Source organism: Streptomyces sp. NPDC102467 (assembly GCF_044765445.1).
Classification (GTDB): Bacteria; Actinomycetota; Actinomycetes; order Streptomycetales; family Streptomycetaceae; genus Streptomyces.
On record NZ_JBIWKA010000005.1, the window covers coordinates 382799 to 398571 of the forward strand.

The window sequence follows — 15773 nt, forward strand, 5'->3', positions numbered from 1 at the left end:
TGGACGGGCGTCTCAGACGCTGTGGACGTCGGCGCGGCGGTCGGCCGTCGCCTCGCTCCCGGTGTCCCCGATCTCGACGTCGGCGAGGTCGCGGTGGCGGGTCTCCTTCGCGACGCCGACGGCGAGCAGCGTCAGGAGCACGGCGGCGATCACGTACAGCGCGATCGGCGTGGAACTGTCGTAGTCCGCGAGCAGTGCCGTCGCGATGAGCGGTGCGGGAGCGCCCGCCGCGACCGAGGCGAACTGGGCACCGATCGAGGCGCCGGAGTAGCGCATCCGTGTCGCGAACATCTCGGAGAAGAAGGCCGCCTGCGGTGCGTACATGGCGCCGTGCAGCACCAGTCCGACGGTGACGGCGAGGATCAGGTTGCCGAAACTCGCGGTGTCGACGAGGGAGAAGAACGGGAACATCCACAGGCCGACGCCCGCCGCGCCCAGCAGATACACCGGGCGGCGTCCGACCCGGTCCGACAGCGCGCCCCAGGCCGGGATGACGGCGAAGTGCACGGCCGACGCGATGAGCACGGCGTTCAGCGCGGTCTGCTTGGAGACTCCGGCCGAGGTCGTCGCGTACACGAGGATGAAGGCGGTGATGACGTAGTAGCTGATGTTCTCGGCCATCCGGGCCCCGATCGCGACCAGGACATCACGCCAGTGGTGCCGCAGGACCGCGACGATCGGCATCTTCTCGTCCATCGCGCCTTCTTCGGACTTACGGGCCTCGGCCCGGGCCAACGCCTCCTTGAAGACCGGCGATTCATCGACAGAGAGACGAATCCACAGACCGACCATCACGAGCACACCGGAGAGCAGGAACGGTATGCGCCAGCCCCAGGAGGTGAACTGCGCGTCCGAGAGCAGAGCGGTGAGGGCCGACAGCACGCCGGTCGCGAGGAGTTGCCCTGCGGGGGCGCCGGTCTGGGGCCACGACGCCCAGAAGCCACGGCGGGCGGCGTCCCCGTGCTCGGACACCAGGAGCACCGCGCCGCCCCACTCGCCGCCGAGGGCGAAACCCTGGACGAGGCGCAGCACGGTCAGGAGCACCGGCGCGGCCGCGCCGACGGTGGCGTAGGTGGGCAGCAGGCCGATCGCGAAGGTGGCGCCGCCCATCATGAGCAGGCTGAGCACCAGGAGTTTCTTGCGCCCGAGGCGGTCGCCGTAGTGCCCGAAGACGAGCGCGCCCAGCGGCCGGGCGGCGAATCCGACGGCGTACGTCAGGAAGGAGAGCAGGGTGCCGACGAGCGGGTCGGACCCGGGGAAGAACAGCTTGTTGAACACGAGCGCGGCGGCGGAACCGTACAGAAAGAAGTCGTACCACTCGATGGTGGTGCCGATGAGGCTCGCCGCGACAATGCGCTTGAGATTGCCGGGTGTTGGCGGAGCGGTTGCTGCGGAGGCCATGTGCACCACTTCCAGGCGGGGAGGGGACGTCTGCGTGCTGCCACAAGGTAGGAACACGCAGGTCAGTGGCACATGTGGTGGGGCACCATACTTTTGCCCCCGGGTGTGGTTGCGCTGCGTTGCGGGGTCAGGGTCTCAGGGCTCGATGAGGCCGGTGCGGATCGCGTAGCGCGTCAGGTCGGTGCGGTCACGCATGCCTAGCCGCTGGAGGATGTTCGCCCGGTGACGTTCCACGGTTTTCGTGCTGATGAAGAGCAACTCGCCGATCTCCTTGGAGGAGTGGCCCTCGGCGACCAGCTTGAGGACCTCTTCCTCGCGGTCGGTGACAGCGCGATCGGGCAGGTCGTCGCCTCGTCGGACCCGGTCGACATAGGTGCGCACCAGCGTGGTCTGCGCCTCCGCGCAGATGAACGGCTCATCGCGCAGGGCGGCGCGGCACGCCGAGACGAGGTCCCGGTCGGCGGCCGATTTGAGGACGTAGCCGCACGCACCGACCTTGAGGGCCTCGAAGAAGTACTGCTCGTTGTCGTACATCGTCAGGAAGAGCAGCCGCAGGTGCGGCAGGCGTCGGCCGATCTCCCGGGCCGCTTGCAGTCCGGTTCTGCGGGGCATGGCGATGTCCAGGATGGCGAGATCCAGCGCGGCTCCCGCCCGTCTGGCCTCGGCGACCGCTTCCGCCCCGTCGCCGGCCTCGGCCACGACGGTCAGGTCGGGCTCACCGTCCAGGATGAGCCGGATTCCCTTGCGCACCAGGGCGTGGTCGTCGGCGAGCAGGACACGGATCCGGTGGCCGCCGAGGTCAGACATGGGCCTCATCGCTTCGTCGGGTGATCGACGCCGGTCCGGAGGGGATCCACAGCCGCACGCGTGTACCCCGCCCCTCACTGGACTCAAGGGTCAGTGACGCGCCGATGAGCAGCGCGCGTTCGCGCATGCCACGGATGCCCGCGCCTTCTTCCGCCGGCCCGATCCCCTTGCCGTTGTCGTGGATGAGCAGCTCGGTGCCGTGGTCCGTCGCCCGCACGGACAGGGTGACGCGGTCGGCCCCCGCATGGCGTGCGACGTTGGTGAGCGCTTCCTGGGCCACGCGGTAGACCACGAGCTCCACGTCGTCGGCGAGGAGGGGGAGGGGGCCGCGGGATTCCAGCCGTGCGGTCAGGCCGTGCCCGGTGAACTCGGCCGCGAGCGCGCGCAGGGCGCTGGCCAGCCCCAGTTCGTCCAGTACACCCGGCCGGAGCTGACGGGCGATGCGGCGGATCTCGTCGAGACTGCTGCGCGTCGCCTCCTGCGCCTGCCGCGCCTCCCCGCGCAGTGCGGCGGGGGACCGGTCGGCGAGACGCTTGAGCTGGAGCAGGACCGCGGTCAGGGTCTGACCCACCTCGTCGTGCAGCTCGCGAGCGACCCGATGACGCTCTCCTTCCTGGGCGGTCAGCGCACGTCCCGCGCTCAGCGCGCGCTCGCGCTCCAGCCGGTCGACCATCGCGTTGTACGTGGTGATGAGGTCGGCCATCTCCGGGGGGCCCGTCACGCTCGGCCGCCGGCCGGGGTGGAGCAGATCCACGGTGGCCATGGCACGGCTGAGGCGTTGCAGCGGCACCAGCCCGATCCGCAGCACGAACGCGTTGACTCCGAGCACCACCGCCAGCCCCGCGACCAGCAGGGCCGCCTCGCCCGGCAGCACGGGCGAGGACACCGTGACCGGACCCAGCAACAGGCCGGTCACCAGCACCAGAACCACCGAGTTCAGGAGGAAGATGCGCCAGAAGAGGGAGATGCCCATGTGTTCTTTCCGTTCGGGAACTGCACGCGATTTTACGCTCCTCGCGGCGCCTTCGAGGTGTCGCGCCCGACGGTCCCGCGACCGCGAACAACCACTCTGAGCTGGCACTTACGTGTGCGGGCCAGTGGGTGTCAATGGGTGGCAGCCCCCATCTATCGGCGTCGCGGCGCTGTTACGGTCGCCGTCTGAATTCACCATGCATGCAACGGGGTGGGGGGAATGGGGACCAGCGGGGGGCAGAAGAATCTGGCATCGACGCCGGCCGAGAAGAAAGAGGCGGCCCGCCAGATCGAGCAGCACATCGAGCCGAAGACCAAAGAGGCCGGGGACTGGGCGGACGACGACACGTCCGCCGTGGTCAAGGCGTTCGACGCGAAGGACGGACACGGCTGGCTGGTGTCCCCGGCGTTGAAGAAGGCGCACAAGGCGTGGGGTGAGCAGGTGCGGAACCTGATGAACCGGATCGGCTCCGAGAAGGACGCTCTGCGCAGCACCGACCTTCTGCTCACGAACACGGATTTCGGAGTCCGTTCAGGTGTCCAAGGGGTGCGCACCCCTTCGGCCCTGGACCGCTTCTGATCCCTCTTCTTACGCCTTCCTACGCCTTTCTTACGCATTCTTACGGGGAACCTTCGTGCCTACGTACCACGAGATCATGACCACCGACCTGTCCACGCTCACCACCGCGGCCGAGCAATGGGACGAGATGGCAGGGAAGTTCAGCAAACAGGAGACCGTTTACCACGACGAAGTGCACAGCATTTCGATGGGCTCCGGCTGGCAGGGGCTGAGCGCGGACGTGGCGCAGACCGGCTTCAAGACCACATTGCGGGAGTACCAGTACGCGCAGAAGGAGGCCGAGGCCGTGGCCTCGCTGCTGCGCGACGCGCACACGCAGTACTCCGACTTGGCGGGGAAGCTCAAGGCGGCGCGGGCCGAGGCGGTCGAGGCGGGCATGAAAGTCTCCGGCCGGGGCGTGGTCACGTACGACTACAAGAAGCTCACCGACGGCGAGAAGAACGCGCTGCACCACGATCCGGACTATCAGCAGAGTGTGCACAACGCGGTCGGTTCGTGGCAGGACCGCATCGACAACGCGGTAAAGGCCGTGAACGACGCGGACAAAGGCGTCGAGATCGCCTTCACGGCGGTCGTGGTCGACTCCGACACCGGGGACGGGACAGCGAACGGCTTCAACGGCGGAGCCAAGGACGACATCGAGGCATACGAGGCCGACGAACTCGCCGATATCGCGACCCGCATCAACTCAGGAGACGCGAGCCCCCAGGACATTCAGGAGGCTCAGCGGGCGTTCCGCGACAACGCCAAGAACAAGGAGTTCAGCCAGATGTTCCTGAACGATCTGGGGGCATCCGGCACCATCAAGTTCGCCAACAAGCTGGCCGATCTGAGCCATTCGGGCAAGAAGAAGGGCACGTACGCGGGACTTCAGGACGACCTGGCCGCCTCCCTCGCCCTGGCCACGGACGACACGAATACGCCCTTCTACAAGAAATTCCGCGCCGACCTGCAAAAGGCGGGCGTGCAGCAATACGACCTGGACGTGGCCGGCGACAAGATCCCGGTGGGCACGGGGCACGGACAGCAAGTGCGCGGCTATCAGAGCCTGGTCACCCTCATGCGGCAAGGGGACGGCTACTCCGGCCGGTTCCTCCAGGACATGGCCGACGACATGCGCGCCGCCGAGGACAAGAAGCAGGGTGGAGATCCGGACGTGTGGGACCTGCGCGGAGACTTCAGCGGCAAGGAAGACGGCTGGTTCGCCAACGACCCGCTCGACGGTGTCCTCGGCATCATGTCCAAGGACCCGGCCACCGCCACGAGTTACCTCGACCCCGGCCCCGGCGACAAGAACGACACCCTCCAGTACCTGCTCACCGAACGCGACTGGAACCACGTCGACACCTCCGACTGGACCGGAAATATCGAGCGCACCACCAAGGACACCTTCGACAAGGACGTCCGCGCCGGCCTCGGCCTCGTCCTCGAGGCGGGCGCCACCGGAAACGTTCCGGGCGGCGCGGGCGCCGAGTTCGGACGGCACACCGAAGCCCAGGCCCGCGTCATGCACGACGCGGTCAACTACCTCGACTACGGATTCGCCGACGGCAAGACCGGCGAGGACCCGGACCACCCGCGCGTGGGCAAGGCCGACGAACTGCTGGCCAAGGACGAGTACGCGGCGATGCGAGGGCCCCTCGCGGCAGCCCTCGCCGACTACTCGCCCGACATCGTCGACACGGTCGACGGCGACGCCGCGGGAGGGCGGGCCGGCAAGGCGGACCTGCTCGCCCACGACGACGACTCCCGGATCCAGAACAGCCGCAGCAGCCTCATCCGCATGATGCGCGGGGTGTCCGAAGCGGACGACACCGACAACTTCGAGCGCATCTACCAGGCCCAACAGGGCTACATGGCAGGGCAGATGACGGACGGCGACTACCCCAACGACACCGCCGTCACCAACCAGGCCCGCAAGTACGGCGAGGTGATGGGCGCCCTGAACGCGGTGGGCGGCGACGTGAAGATGGACGTCCACGACGACGAGGTCAGCGACGCCACGGACGCCCGCTTCTACGGCTACCACATCGGCGGCGGCGCGATCACGGGCATCCCGGTCATCGGTGACGGCGCCCAGCGCCTGGTCGACATCGGCCTCAACAACTGGCTGGCCGGCGTGCAGGAAGAAGAAGGGGCGCTGTCGAAGGAGGAACTCAGCCGCAACAACGACGTCGCGCAGGACAGCCTCGACCGGTACATCGCCGAGTGGGGCAAGGAGCAGCACATGAACCAGCACACGGTCGGCGGTGCGCAGGGCGAGGCCGGGCAGAGCTATGCCGACGGTCGCCAGATAGCGTACGAGGCCCTGCGCTCCCGCAACTGACCGGTCGGCAGCCCCCGCATTCTCGGCAAGGAGCCCCAGCACCACCATGACCACGCAGACCTACAAGAAGCGGGCTGTTCTCACCGGCGGCACGCTCGTCGTGCTCCTGGCGCTGACCTCGCTGTACTGCTGGTGGAACACCGACGTACTCGGCGACGACGCCTACTGCGACGGGAAGCTCGCCTCGGCGGACGCCGGATCAGTCCTGGACTCCGCCGGCCGGATCTCGGCGGTGACGACGCAGGTGGGCACGGGTTCAGGACGGGCGGAGTTCCGCTGCACCATCGAGCGCACGAGCCGCTTCATCGGCACCGGAACGCAGCGCCTGACCCTCAGGACGGGTACCGAGAGCGGGTCGTTCCCGTTCACCACCGCGGTGTGGAAGGACCCCGCGTCACGGTCCTACTTCACGAACGGAGCCACGGGCGCCGTGTCCGGATCCGGCGGTTACGTCGTCCTGCCCAAGGCTTGCTGGAGCAAAGTCGGCGCGTTCCAGGGCAGCCGGATCGTCGTTCCGGACGACGGCTCGGTCACCACGGTGGAGGCGGCCATGGACCAGGGGTCGGCCGACCCCGCCGCCCTGGCACGGCTGTTGACCGGCCTGGCGCAAAAGGTCGCGACGGACGCCGGATGCGCCGAGCCCGAGCCGGCCCGACCGCCCGTGCTCGCCGCCCCGTCCGATCCCCGGGACACGGACGCCCGCGCCGTCTGTGGCCTCAAGGGCTTCTCCCTGCCTGCCGCCACGCTCCCCACCGCGGCGGCGGAACCGGGCACCGAACAGGTCAACCGCGCCACCGCGCACACCTGGGCCTGCGACCTGGCACTCTCCGGCACCAGCGGCGCCAGGCTGTCCCTCGCGGCGACATCGGACCCGACGACACTCGAAGCCGTCCGCAACGACTCCGATGCGTTCGAAGAGCTCCCCGGTGGCAAGGGGAGGGCGACGACGAACCAGGCTCTCCTGAAGTGCGACACATCCGACGTCTACTTCGCCGCCCGCTTCAACCCCGAGTACAAGAGCCTGCTCATGGACCGTGTCCGCCGGGCCGGCGACCCGGCGTCGACGGCGGTGCGGCTCGAGCAGACGACGTTCCAGGCCTTCCTGGACAGCGCTGCCGCCTCCTACGGATGCCCCCGGGCGCCGCTCCCCACCAAGTAGACGAACGCGCTCTGTTGACATGCGGAGAGCTGATCGATTTACTCCTCGAAACGCCGGAGCCGAGCACGTGCTGCAGGGCTCGCGGCGTCAGAGGTACGCCTAGCCGGTAAGCGCCAGGGCCCCACGGCCCCGCAAGCCCGGACACAGTCGCCAGGGTCACTCCAGGGCCCGAGGCGGGGACGTACCCTCCAACAATCTGGAGCTCGACAGTGAGCAACGATCGTGCCCGTACCCGCCGGATCTGCGCCGCGGGCGTGGCCCTCACGGCAACGCTGGTCGCCCCCCTCCTCACCGCGTCCCCCGCGGCCGCCGCGGTGACCGTCCCCCCGGCCCACGCCGGGTTCGACTACCAGATCGGCGGCGCGTACACCCCGCCCGCCGGGGTCTCCGTGGTCAGCCGTGACCGCGGTGCGTCGCCGGCCCCCGGCCTGTACAACATCTGTTACGTCAACGCCTTCCAGGTGCAGCCCGACGAGCTGGACGACTGGGACGCGGATCTCCTGCTGCGGGACTCCGCGGGTGACGTCATCATCGACGAGGAGTGGAACGAGGCCATCCTCGACGTGAGCACGGCCGCCAAGCGCGACCGGATCGCGGCCAAGGTGAACGGCTGGATCGACGGCTGCGCGGCCAAGGGCTTCCAGGCGGTCGAGCCCGACAACTACGACAGTTACGACCGCAGCCAGGGCAAGTTCGGCACCTCCGCGGCCATGGCGTACATCACCAAGCTCTCGGCCCACGCGCACTCCAAGGGCCTGGCGATCGCCCAGAAGAACACCGCCGACCTCGCCGAGTACCGCTCCACCACCGGGCTCGACTTCGCCATCGCGGAGGAGTGCGGGGAGTGGAACGAGTGCGACTCGTTCACCGATCACTTCGGTGACGACGTCATCGTCATCGAGTACAGCTCCGAGGGGCTCAAGACCGCCTGCGACGGCTGGAAGGACGAACTGTCCATCGTCCGCCGGGACATGGACGTCTCACCGGCCGGCAGCAGCGGCTACCTGCGCCAGACCTGCTGACCCGCCGCCCTCCCCGTCCGGCGCTCCGGCGCCCAGGCCCCTGGTGAACAGGGCCTTCGGCCTGAGGTGAACCAGGCCTTCGGCGATACGGCACGGCGTGCTCCGCACGCCTCCTTGGAGGTGCACATGGCCGCGAACCCTCGTAGGCCCCATCCGTCCCGCCGCCGGGTCCTGCGCAGGGGGACCGGCCTCGCGCTCGGCGCCACCGCGTCGGCCGCGCCGGCCGGGTGCGGAGCCGGCGCGGCGGACGGTGTCGGCCCCGACGGCCGGGTCACGGTCGAACTCTGGCACGGCCAGACCGACACCGCCCGCACGGCGATCGAGGGGCTGGTCCGGGAGTTCAACCGGACCCACCCCCGGATCCGTGTCGACTCGGGCGGCGGCGTCCTCTCCGACGCGATGCTCCAGAAGATCACCGCGGCGCTCGCGTCCGGTTCCTTCCCGGACGTCGTGTACGTCTTCGGCTCGGACCTCGCCAGCGTCACGCGCAGCCCGTCGGTGGTCGACCTGACCGACACGTTCCACTCGGGCCCCGTCCCGTGGGACGGCTTCTGGAAACCGGCCCGGGACGCCGTCTCGGTCAACGGCCGGGTACGGGCGGCCCCCGCCCTGATCGACTCGCTCGCCGTCGTCTGCAACAAGAAGCTCTTCCGCGACGCCGGACTGCCGTTGCCCGAACCCGGCTGGACCTGGCAGGAGTTCAGCGACACGGCCGCCCGCCTCACCGACCGGCGGCGCTCCGTCTTCGGCACCGGCTGGCCGGGGGTCGGCGACGAGGACACGGTGTGGCGGCTGTGGCCGATGGTGTGGGACCTGGGCGGTGAGGTCATCGCGCGGGACGGGAAGTCCATCGGCTTCGCGAAGGAGGGCGTACGGGCGCTGGAGACGGTGGACACGCTCGCGCGGGCGCGAAGCGTGTACATCGACCCCAAGCCCGGCAGCGAGCAGATGTACCAGGTCTTCCAAGCCGGACGGATGGGGATGGTCGTCACCGGGCCGTGGCAACTCCCCGACATCCGGGCCGCGAAGATCGACCACCACGTCGTCCCGCTACCCAGCTACAGCCGCCGCCCGATGACCATTGCGGGACCGGACACCTGGACGGTCTTCGACAACGGACCGGCGCGGGTTCGGGCAGCGCGTACCTTCGTGACGTGGTTGACGCAGCCCGCCCAGGACGTGCGCTGGGACGTCGAGGCGGGCAGCCTGCCGCTGAGCAGACCGACCGCGGCGCTGCCTGCCTGGCGGGCGCAGGACGCGAAGACCGAGGGTCTTTCGGTGTTCACCCGGGCGCTGGACTCCGCCCGCGTACGCCCCGTGCACCCCGCGTATCCGCAGATCTCACAGGCGCTGGGCCAGGCGATCTCCGCCGTGCTGCTCGGCCGGAGCAGTCCGGCCGAGGCGCTGCGCCGGTGCGCGCGGGAGGCCGACGCCGCGCTCCTCATCCCGCGGTGAACTGACCGTATTCGGCGCGTGGTTGCCGCGGACCGGCCGGCCCTGTGGCCGATGCGGCCCGTGCGCTCATGCATCCCACTCGCGTTCCGCGCACGGGCAGCCCCTCGCCCTGCGCGGACAGCACCGCCCCGCGTAACCGCGTACCCGCGCCCCCCGCGCTCAGGAGAACCGCCATGCCCCGACTGCCCGCCCCGCTCACGCTCCCCGATCCGGACCCCGGCTCCACCCGCGACGGCCGTGCCCGCCGGGCCCGCGGGAAGGATCCCGGCCGGCCGGTCGACGACGCCGGGGCCCGGCCCCTGCGCACGGGCCGTTCGCCGCTGCGCCGCGGCGAGACCGCGACCGCCTGGGCGTACATCTCGCCCGCCGTCGTGATCATCCTCGGGCTGAGCGTCGTCCCCGTGCTCTGGTCCCTCCTGCTCTCCTTCCAGGCGGACGACCTGGTCACCCCCAGCCGCTGGGTCGGCCTCGACAACTACCGTGCGCTCCGCCAGGATCCGCACTTCGCCGAGGCCGTGCAGCACACCCTGCTCTACACGGTGCTGTACGTGCCGCTCTCCATCGGCCTCGGACTCGCCCTCGGCCTCGCACTGAACCAGCGGATACGGTTCGTGGGGCTCTACCGGACCCTGTTCTTCGTCCCGTTCGTCGTCTCGGCGACCGCCCAGGGCGTGCTGTTCTCCTTCATCCTCGACCCGGAATTCGGCGTCGCCAACTCCGTACTGCACCATCTCGGCATCTCCCCGCAGGGCTTCCTCTCCGACCCGGGACAGGCCCTCCTCGTCCTGGTGGCGATCTCGCTCTGGAGCGGCACCGGGTTCTGCGTCGTCGTCTTCCTCGCCGCCCTCCAGGACGTGGACCCGTCCCTGATCGAGGCGGCCCGCCTCGACGGCGCCGGACGGTGGCACCTGCTGCGGCATGTCACGCTGCCCGCGCTGACACCGGTCGGCGCGTTCCTGCTGGTGTGGCAGACCATCAACGCCCTACAGGTCTTCGACCTGGTGTACGTGACGACCAAGGGCGGGCCCCTCGGCTCGACCACGGTGATCGTCTACTTCATCTGGGAGCAGGCGTTCAAGAACTTCACGGCCGGTTACGGAGCGGCGGCGGCCTACGTGCTCGCGCTGGCGCTCGGCGTGGTCACCGTGGGGATGCGGCTGGTGCGGAGCCGTTCCGTACGCCGGGCACCCCTGGAAGGAGCCGGCAAATGACGGTCACCGCCCCACCTGCCACGCGCCCCGGCGGCCGCCGGGCACGGCTGCCCTTCAGCCCCTGGCATCTGCTGCTCGCCCCGCTCGCGCTGGTCTTCGCGATCCCGTTGATCTGGCTGCTGCTCAGTTCCGTGATGACCGACGCCGAGATCAACCGCTTTCCGCCCGCCCTGTGGCCCTCCGGGATCGACCTCGGCGGCTACCGGTACGTCCTCGGCAACGCGATGTTCCCCCGCTGGTTCCTCAACTCGCTGATCGTCTCGGTCGTCGCGGTCGCGTCCAACCTGGTCTTCGGCGCTCTCGGCGGCTACGCGTTCGCCCGGATGCGGTTCGCGGGCTCCAAGCTGCTGATGGGGCTGATGCTGGCGACGATGGCGATCCCCTTCCAGCTCACGATGATCCCGACCTTCCTCGTCATGAAGCGGCTCGGGCTGATCGACACCCTGGGCGCGCTCATCGTGCCGTCCTTGGTCACGCCGTTCGCGGTCTTCCTGCTGCGGCAGTTCTTCCTGTCGCTGCCCAGGGAGCTGGAGGAGGCCGCCTGGATGGACGGCTGCTCGCGGCTGCGCGTGCTGTTCCTCATCGTGCTGCCGATGTCGCGGCCCGCGCTGAGCACGGTGGCGGTTCTGACCTTCCTGACCACCTGGAACGACCTGACCTGGCCGCTGATAGCCATCAACCACGACACCCAGTACACGCTGCAACTCGGCCTGACGACCTTCCAGGGACTGCACCACACCAAGTGGTCGGCGGTCATGGCGGGCAACGTGATCACCGTGCTGCCGGTGCTGCTGGCCTTCCTCTTCGCGCAGAAGTCGTTCGTCCAGTCCATCACCTCGTCGGGGCTCAAGGGGTGAGCGGGCGATGAGACCGGACCACCCCGCACACCTCTCCTTCGCTCCGTCCTCCGTATCTCCGTTCGCCGTATCGCACTCTCAGGGAAGCCGGATGCCGCACACCTTCGACCTCCTCGTCATCGGGGATGCCCACCCCGACATCGTCCTCGGACCACTCGACGCGCCGCTCGCCTTCGGCCGGCGCGAACAACTCGTCGACACCGGCTTGCTGACCCTGGGTGGCTCCGCCGCGATCATGGCGTGCGGCGCCGCACGCCTCGGACTGAAGGTCGCCTTCGCGGGCCGGGTGGGCGACGACGAGGCGGGGCGCTTCGTCACGGCCGCGCTCGCCGCCCGGGGAGTCGACACCAGCGCGGTACAGGTCGACCCCGTCCTGTCGACCCCGCTGACGGTCGTGGTCACGCGTGGCGACGGCGACCGTACGATCCTCACCGCGCCCGGCACCCTCGCCGCCACCGGCGCCGACGACGTACCCGAGGCGCTGCTGCGCGACAGCCGCCATGTGCACGCCGCTTCGTACTTCCTGCTGCCGCAGCTGGCCGAGGCGCTGCCCGCGCTCTTCCGCGCGGCGCACGCGGCGGGTGCCACCACGTCGCTGGACACCAACGACGACCCGGCCGGGAAGTGGGACACCGGCGGCCCAGGCGGGCTCGACGCCGCGCTCGCCGTCACCGACTACCTGCTGCCCAACGCCCGCGAGGCCCGCGCGCTGGCCGGCCTGCCCGAGGACGTGTCCCTGGAGGAGGCAGCCCGCCAACTAGCCCTCCACGGACTGCTCGTGGCCGTCAAGGACGGGGCGGACGGCGCCCTCCTGCACGACGGCAGGACCGCACTCCGTACCCGGGGCATACGGGCCGAGCCGCTGGACACGGTCGGCGCGGGCGACAGCTTCGACGCGGGTTTCGTCGCCGCCGTGCTGGCCGGTCGTTCCACCGCCGACGCGCTCGAACTCGCCTCGGTCTGCGGGGCCCTGTCCACCAGGGCGTACGGCGGCACGCCCGCCCAGCCCACCTGGGACGAGGCGGAGGGCGCGCTCCCCGACGCCGCCCGACAGACATATGCATAAACAGCCGGCTCATATGCGTAAGAGCTAACGCAACAGCACCCGCAACGGAAAGAACGTCTCATGACCACCAAGATCGCCTTCATCGGCGCCGGAAGCGTCGTCTTCACCCAGGGGCTCCTGGCGGACCTCTTCGCCTTCCCCGACCTCCGCGACCTGCACATCGCCCTGCACGACATCGATCCGGAGCGGCTGAAGACCGCCCTCGGCGCCGCCCGGCACATCGCCGACCACGCCGAGGTCACCCCGTACGTCGATGTCACCGCGCACCCGGACCGCCGCGAGGCCCTGGCCGGCGCCGACTTCGTCATCAACATCGTCCAGGTCGGCATGGGCGAGTCGACCCGTACCGACTTCGACGTACCCGCCCGATTCGGCCTGCGTCAGACCATCGGCGACACCCTCGGCGTCGGCGGCATCTTCCGCGCGTTGCGCACCTTCCCGCTGCTGAAGGCGCTCGGCGCGGACATCGCGGAACTCTGCCCTGACGCGTGGCTGCTCAACTACACCAACCCCATGGCGATGAACGTCCAGTACCTCACCGCCGCCACCGGCCTGACCCGCGTCGTGGGCCTGTGCCACTCCGTCTACTGGACGCTGCGCGACCTCTCCGACCTGCTCAACGTGCCCTACGAGGAGGTCACTTACCGCGCGGCCGGAGTCAACCACCAGGCCTGGCTGCTGCAGTTCGAGCACAACGGCGCGGACCTCTACCCGCGGCTCGACGAACTCATCGCCTCCGAACCGCAGTTGAGGCGCCGGGTGCGGGTCGACATGTACCGGCGCCTCGGCTACTACCCGACCGAGACGAGCGAGCACTCCGCCGAGTACGTGCCCTGGTACCTGCACCACGACAGCGAGATCGAGCGGCTGCGGCTGCCGGTCGGCGCGTACCTCGGGATCGTCGACGAGAACGTCGCCCTGTACGAGAAGACCCGCGACGCGCTCGGCGCCGGGACCCCGCTCGATGTCCAGGGCACGATGGAGTACGCGCCCCAGGTCATCCACAGCATCACCACAGGCACCCCGCGCACCGTCTACGGCAACGTCCCCAACCACGGTCTGATCGACAACCTCCCGGCGACCGGCACCGTCGAGGTCCCCTGCCTGGTCGACGCCTCAGGTGTGCAGCCGACCAGGATCGGCGCCCTGCCCGCCCAGTGCGCGGCGCTCAACCGGACCTATCTGAGCATGAACGACCTGGTGGTCAGGGCCGCGCTGGAGGACGACCCGCGGTCGATCCGGCAGGCCGCCATGGCGGACCCGGCGACCGCCGCCGCGCTGCCGGTGGAACGCATCTGGGAGCTGTGCGACGCCATGGTGCTTGCGCACGGCGAGTTGCTCCAGCCGTCGCTGCGGGCGACCGGCCTGCTCTGACCGGGTCCGCCGGCCCTCTCGCTTGCCGGCCGGCCGGGGGTTCAGGCATCGGGCAGTCCCGGGCCGGCGCAGTGCGGGTCGGCCGGGGCCGGAAGGCTGCCGTCGTCGAGATAGGCGGCCACCGCACGGTCCACGCAGGCGTTGCCGCGGCTCGCGAACACACCGTGGGAGTAGTCGGCGTCGAGCGTGATCAACCGTGAGCCGGGCAGGACCCGGGCGAGCGCGCGGGCCCCGGCGACGGGCGTGACGGGGTCGTGCGCGGAGTTGACCAGCAGCACCGGCGGGGCCTCCGGGCTGCCGAGTGCCGTCCGGCGGGCGGGGCGGTGCTGCCAGTACGCGCAGGCCGACGCCTCCAGGCCGGTCAGGATCGGCCGGGGGTCAAGGGCGCGGAGGGTGCGCAGGCCGCCGAGGACTTCGCGGGGCGTCGGGCCGGGGCCGTCCGCGCACTTCACGATGCGGTTGGCGGCCTCGTAGGTGCGGGATTCGGGGCTGTCGAAGGGATCCGTCGGGCGCAGCCCTGCGACGCCGCCGTCACTCAGGTAGGCGCGCAGCCCCTCGGCGAGGGGTGCCCAGCGTTCCGTACGGCCGAGGGCGCGGTACACGGTGCGGTCGAACTCGGCAGGCCCGAAGCCGGCCACCGGCTCGGCCTCAACTCCCTTGCGTACCCGTAGATATGAGGCACGGACGGCCCGGACATCGGAGCCGAGGCCGAAGCGGTCCGCGTGGGCGGCCGCCCACGCGAAGAAGGTGTCGCGCTGGACGAGCAGGGCGCGGCTCTGCCGCACGTCGAAGGCGTACCAGTCCTCGGGGCCGACCACACTGTCGAGCACCATGCGCCCCACCCGCTCGGGGAACAGCGCGGTGTACGCGGCGCCCAAGTAACTCCCGTAAGAGACGCCGAGAAAATTCGTCCGGCGTTCGCCGAGCGCCACGCGTATCGCGTCCATGTCGCGCGCCGTCTCTTCGGTCGAGACATACGGCAGTGCGTCACGCGCGCCGCTCGCGCAGTCGGCGGCCAGCGCCCGCAGAGAGCGGAGATGACTCCGCTCGGCCGTCGCGCCGCGCGGGACGGGGTCGTCCCCGGGGCTGTGGAACAGGCCCCCCATCCGCCCGCACGAGACAGGTGAGCTGAGCCCTGTCCCGCGCGGGTCGAAGCCGATGACGTCGTACGAACGCCGAACGGATTCGGGCATTTTGGCCCTCTTTGTCACCGCGTAGGGCAGGCCGGAGCCGCCCGGACCGCCGGGGTTGACCAGCAGGATCCCGCGGTGTTCGGCCCGTGTGCCGGCGGCCGGGACGCGGGAGACGGCGAGGGAGAGGTGCGGGCCGCGCGGGCGGTGCCGGTCGAGCGGTACGTCGAGGGTGGCGCACTCGACGCGGGCCGGGGCGGCGGGCGCCGGCACGGAGGGCGGGCAGGCGCCGAATCGCAGAGCGGCGGCGGGCTCGGCGTGGGCCGGTGTCGGCGCGGGGATCAGGAGCGTCGCGGCCAGGAGCGGCAGGGCGGACAGCGATCGGGACGTGCGGCGGGCGAGGGGCGTCACGG

General features: G+C 70.2%; 13 protein-coding genes. 9 read left to right on the forward strand and 4 right to left on the reverse strand.

The window, feature by feature from the left end; genetic code table 11:
- Positions 1 to 12: 12 nt before the first annotated feature.
- The 3 genes from ACIREE_RS12815 to ACIREE_RS12825 form a co-directional block, all read right to left on the reverse strand.
- Positions 13 to 1401 (reverse strand): MFS transporter, encoded by a 1389-nt coding sequence (locus tag ACIREE_RS12815; protein WP_404150290.1) that lies wholly within the window; start codon positions 1399 to 1401, stop codon positions 13 to 15.
- Between the two features lie 135 nt (positions 1402 to 1536).
- On the reverse strand, positions 1537 to 2208 hold the full coding sequence (locus tag ACIREE_RS12820) for a response regulator (protein ID WP_404150292.1): 672 nt from the start codon (positions 2206 to 2208) through the stop codon (positions 1537 to 1539).
- Positions 2201 to 3175: a HAMP domain-containing sensor histidine kinase gene (locus tag ACIREE_RS12825; protein ID WP_404150501.1), complete on the reverse strand. Its 975-nt coding sequence runs from the start codon at positions 3173 to 3175 to the stop codon at positions 2201 to 2203. Before ACIREE_RS12825 ends, ACIREE_RS12820 begins: the two co-directional genes overlap by 8 nt.
- 225 nt (positions 3176 to 3400) lie before the next feature.
- On the opposite strand from ACIREE_RS12825, the gene ACIREE_RS12830 reads away from it, so the two are divergent.
- The 9 genes from ACIREE_RS12830 (at position 3401) to ACIREE_RS12870 (ending at position 14230) form a co-directional block, all read left to right on the forward strand.
- A complete protein-coding gene (locus tag ACIREE_RS12830) occupies positions 3401 to 3760 on the forward strand; it encodes a hypothetical protein (RefSeq protein ID WP_404150294.1) in 360 nt (119 codons plus the stop codon).
- A gap of 55 nt (positions 3761 to 3815) precedes the next feature.
- Positions 3816 to 6086 (forward strand): hypothetical protein, encoded by a 2271-nt coding sequence (locus tag ACIREE_RS12835; RefSeq protein ID WP_404150296.1) that lies wholly within the window; start codon positions 3816 to 3818, stop codon positions 6084 to 6086.
- Between the two features lie 46 nt (positions 6087 to 6132).
- Positions 6133 to 7245, forward strand: coding sequence for a hypothetical protein (locus ACIREE_RS12840; RefSeq protein ID WP_404150298.1), 1113 nt, complete (start codon positions 6133 to 6135; stop codon positions 7243 to 7245).
- A 209-nt stretch (positions 7246 to 7454) separates the two neighbouring features.
- Positions 7455 to 8267 carry an endo alpha-1,4 polygalactosaminidase gene (locus tag ACIREE_RS12845; RefSeq protein ID WP_404150300.1) on the forward strand — a complete coding sequence of 271 codons (813 nt, stop codon included), beginning with the start codon at positions 7455 to 7457 and terminating at the stop codon, positions 8265 to 8267.
- 126 nt (positions 8268 to 8393) lie between these two features.
- On the forward strand, positions 8394 to 9722 hold the full coding sequence (locus ACIREE_RS12850; protein WP_404150302.1) for an ABC transporter substrate-binding protein: 1329 nt from the start codon (positions 8394 to 8396) through the stop codon (positions 9720 to 9722).
- A gap of 173 nt (positions 9723 to 9895) precedes the next feature.
- Positions 9896 to 10933: a carbohydrate ABC transporter permease gene (locus ACIREE_RS12855; RefSeq protein WP_404150304.1), complete on the forward strand. Its 1038-nt coding sequence runs from the start codon at positions 9896 to 9898 to the stop codon at positions 10931 to 10933.
- A complete protein-coding gene (locus tag ACIREE_RS12860; RefSeq protein WP_404150306.1) occupies positions 10930 to 11790 on the forward strand; it encodes a carbohydrate ABC transporter permease in 861 nt (286 codons plus the stop codon). The genes ACIREE_RS12855 and ACIREE_RS12860 overlap by 4 nt, the downstream gene beginning before the upstream one ends.
- A gap of 91 nt (positions 11791 to 11881) precedes the next feature.
- Positions 11882 to 12856, forward strand: a complete 975-nt coding sequence (locus ACIREE_RS12865; RefSeq protein WP_404150308.1) for a carbohydrate kinase family protein — start codon at positions 11882 to 11884, stop codon at positions 12854 to 12856.
- A gap of 60 nt (positions 12857 to 12916) precedes the next feature.
- On the forward strand, positions 12917 to 14230 hold the full coding sequence (locus tag ACIREE_RS12870) for an alpha-glucosidase/alpha-galactosidase (RefSeq protein ID WP_404150310.1): 1314 nt from the start codon (positions 12917 to 12919) through the stop codon (positions 14228 to 14230).
- Between the two features lie 41 nt (positions 14231 to 14271).
- On the opposite strand, the gene ACIREE_RS12875 is transcribed toward ACIREE_RS12870, so the two are convergent.
- The gene (locus ACIREE_RS12875) at positions 14272 to 15771 is read right to left on the reverse strand and encodes an alpha/beta hydrolase (protein ID WP_404150312.1); all 1500 of its coding nucleotides are present in this window, start codon (positions 15769 to 15771) and stop codon (positions 14272 to 14274) included.
- Between the last annotated feature and the right edge of the window lie 2 nt (positions 15772 to 15773).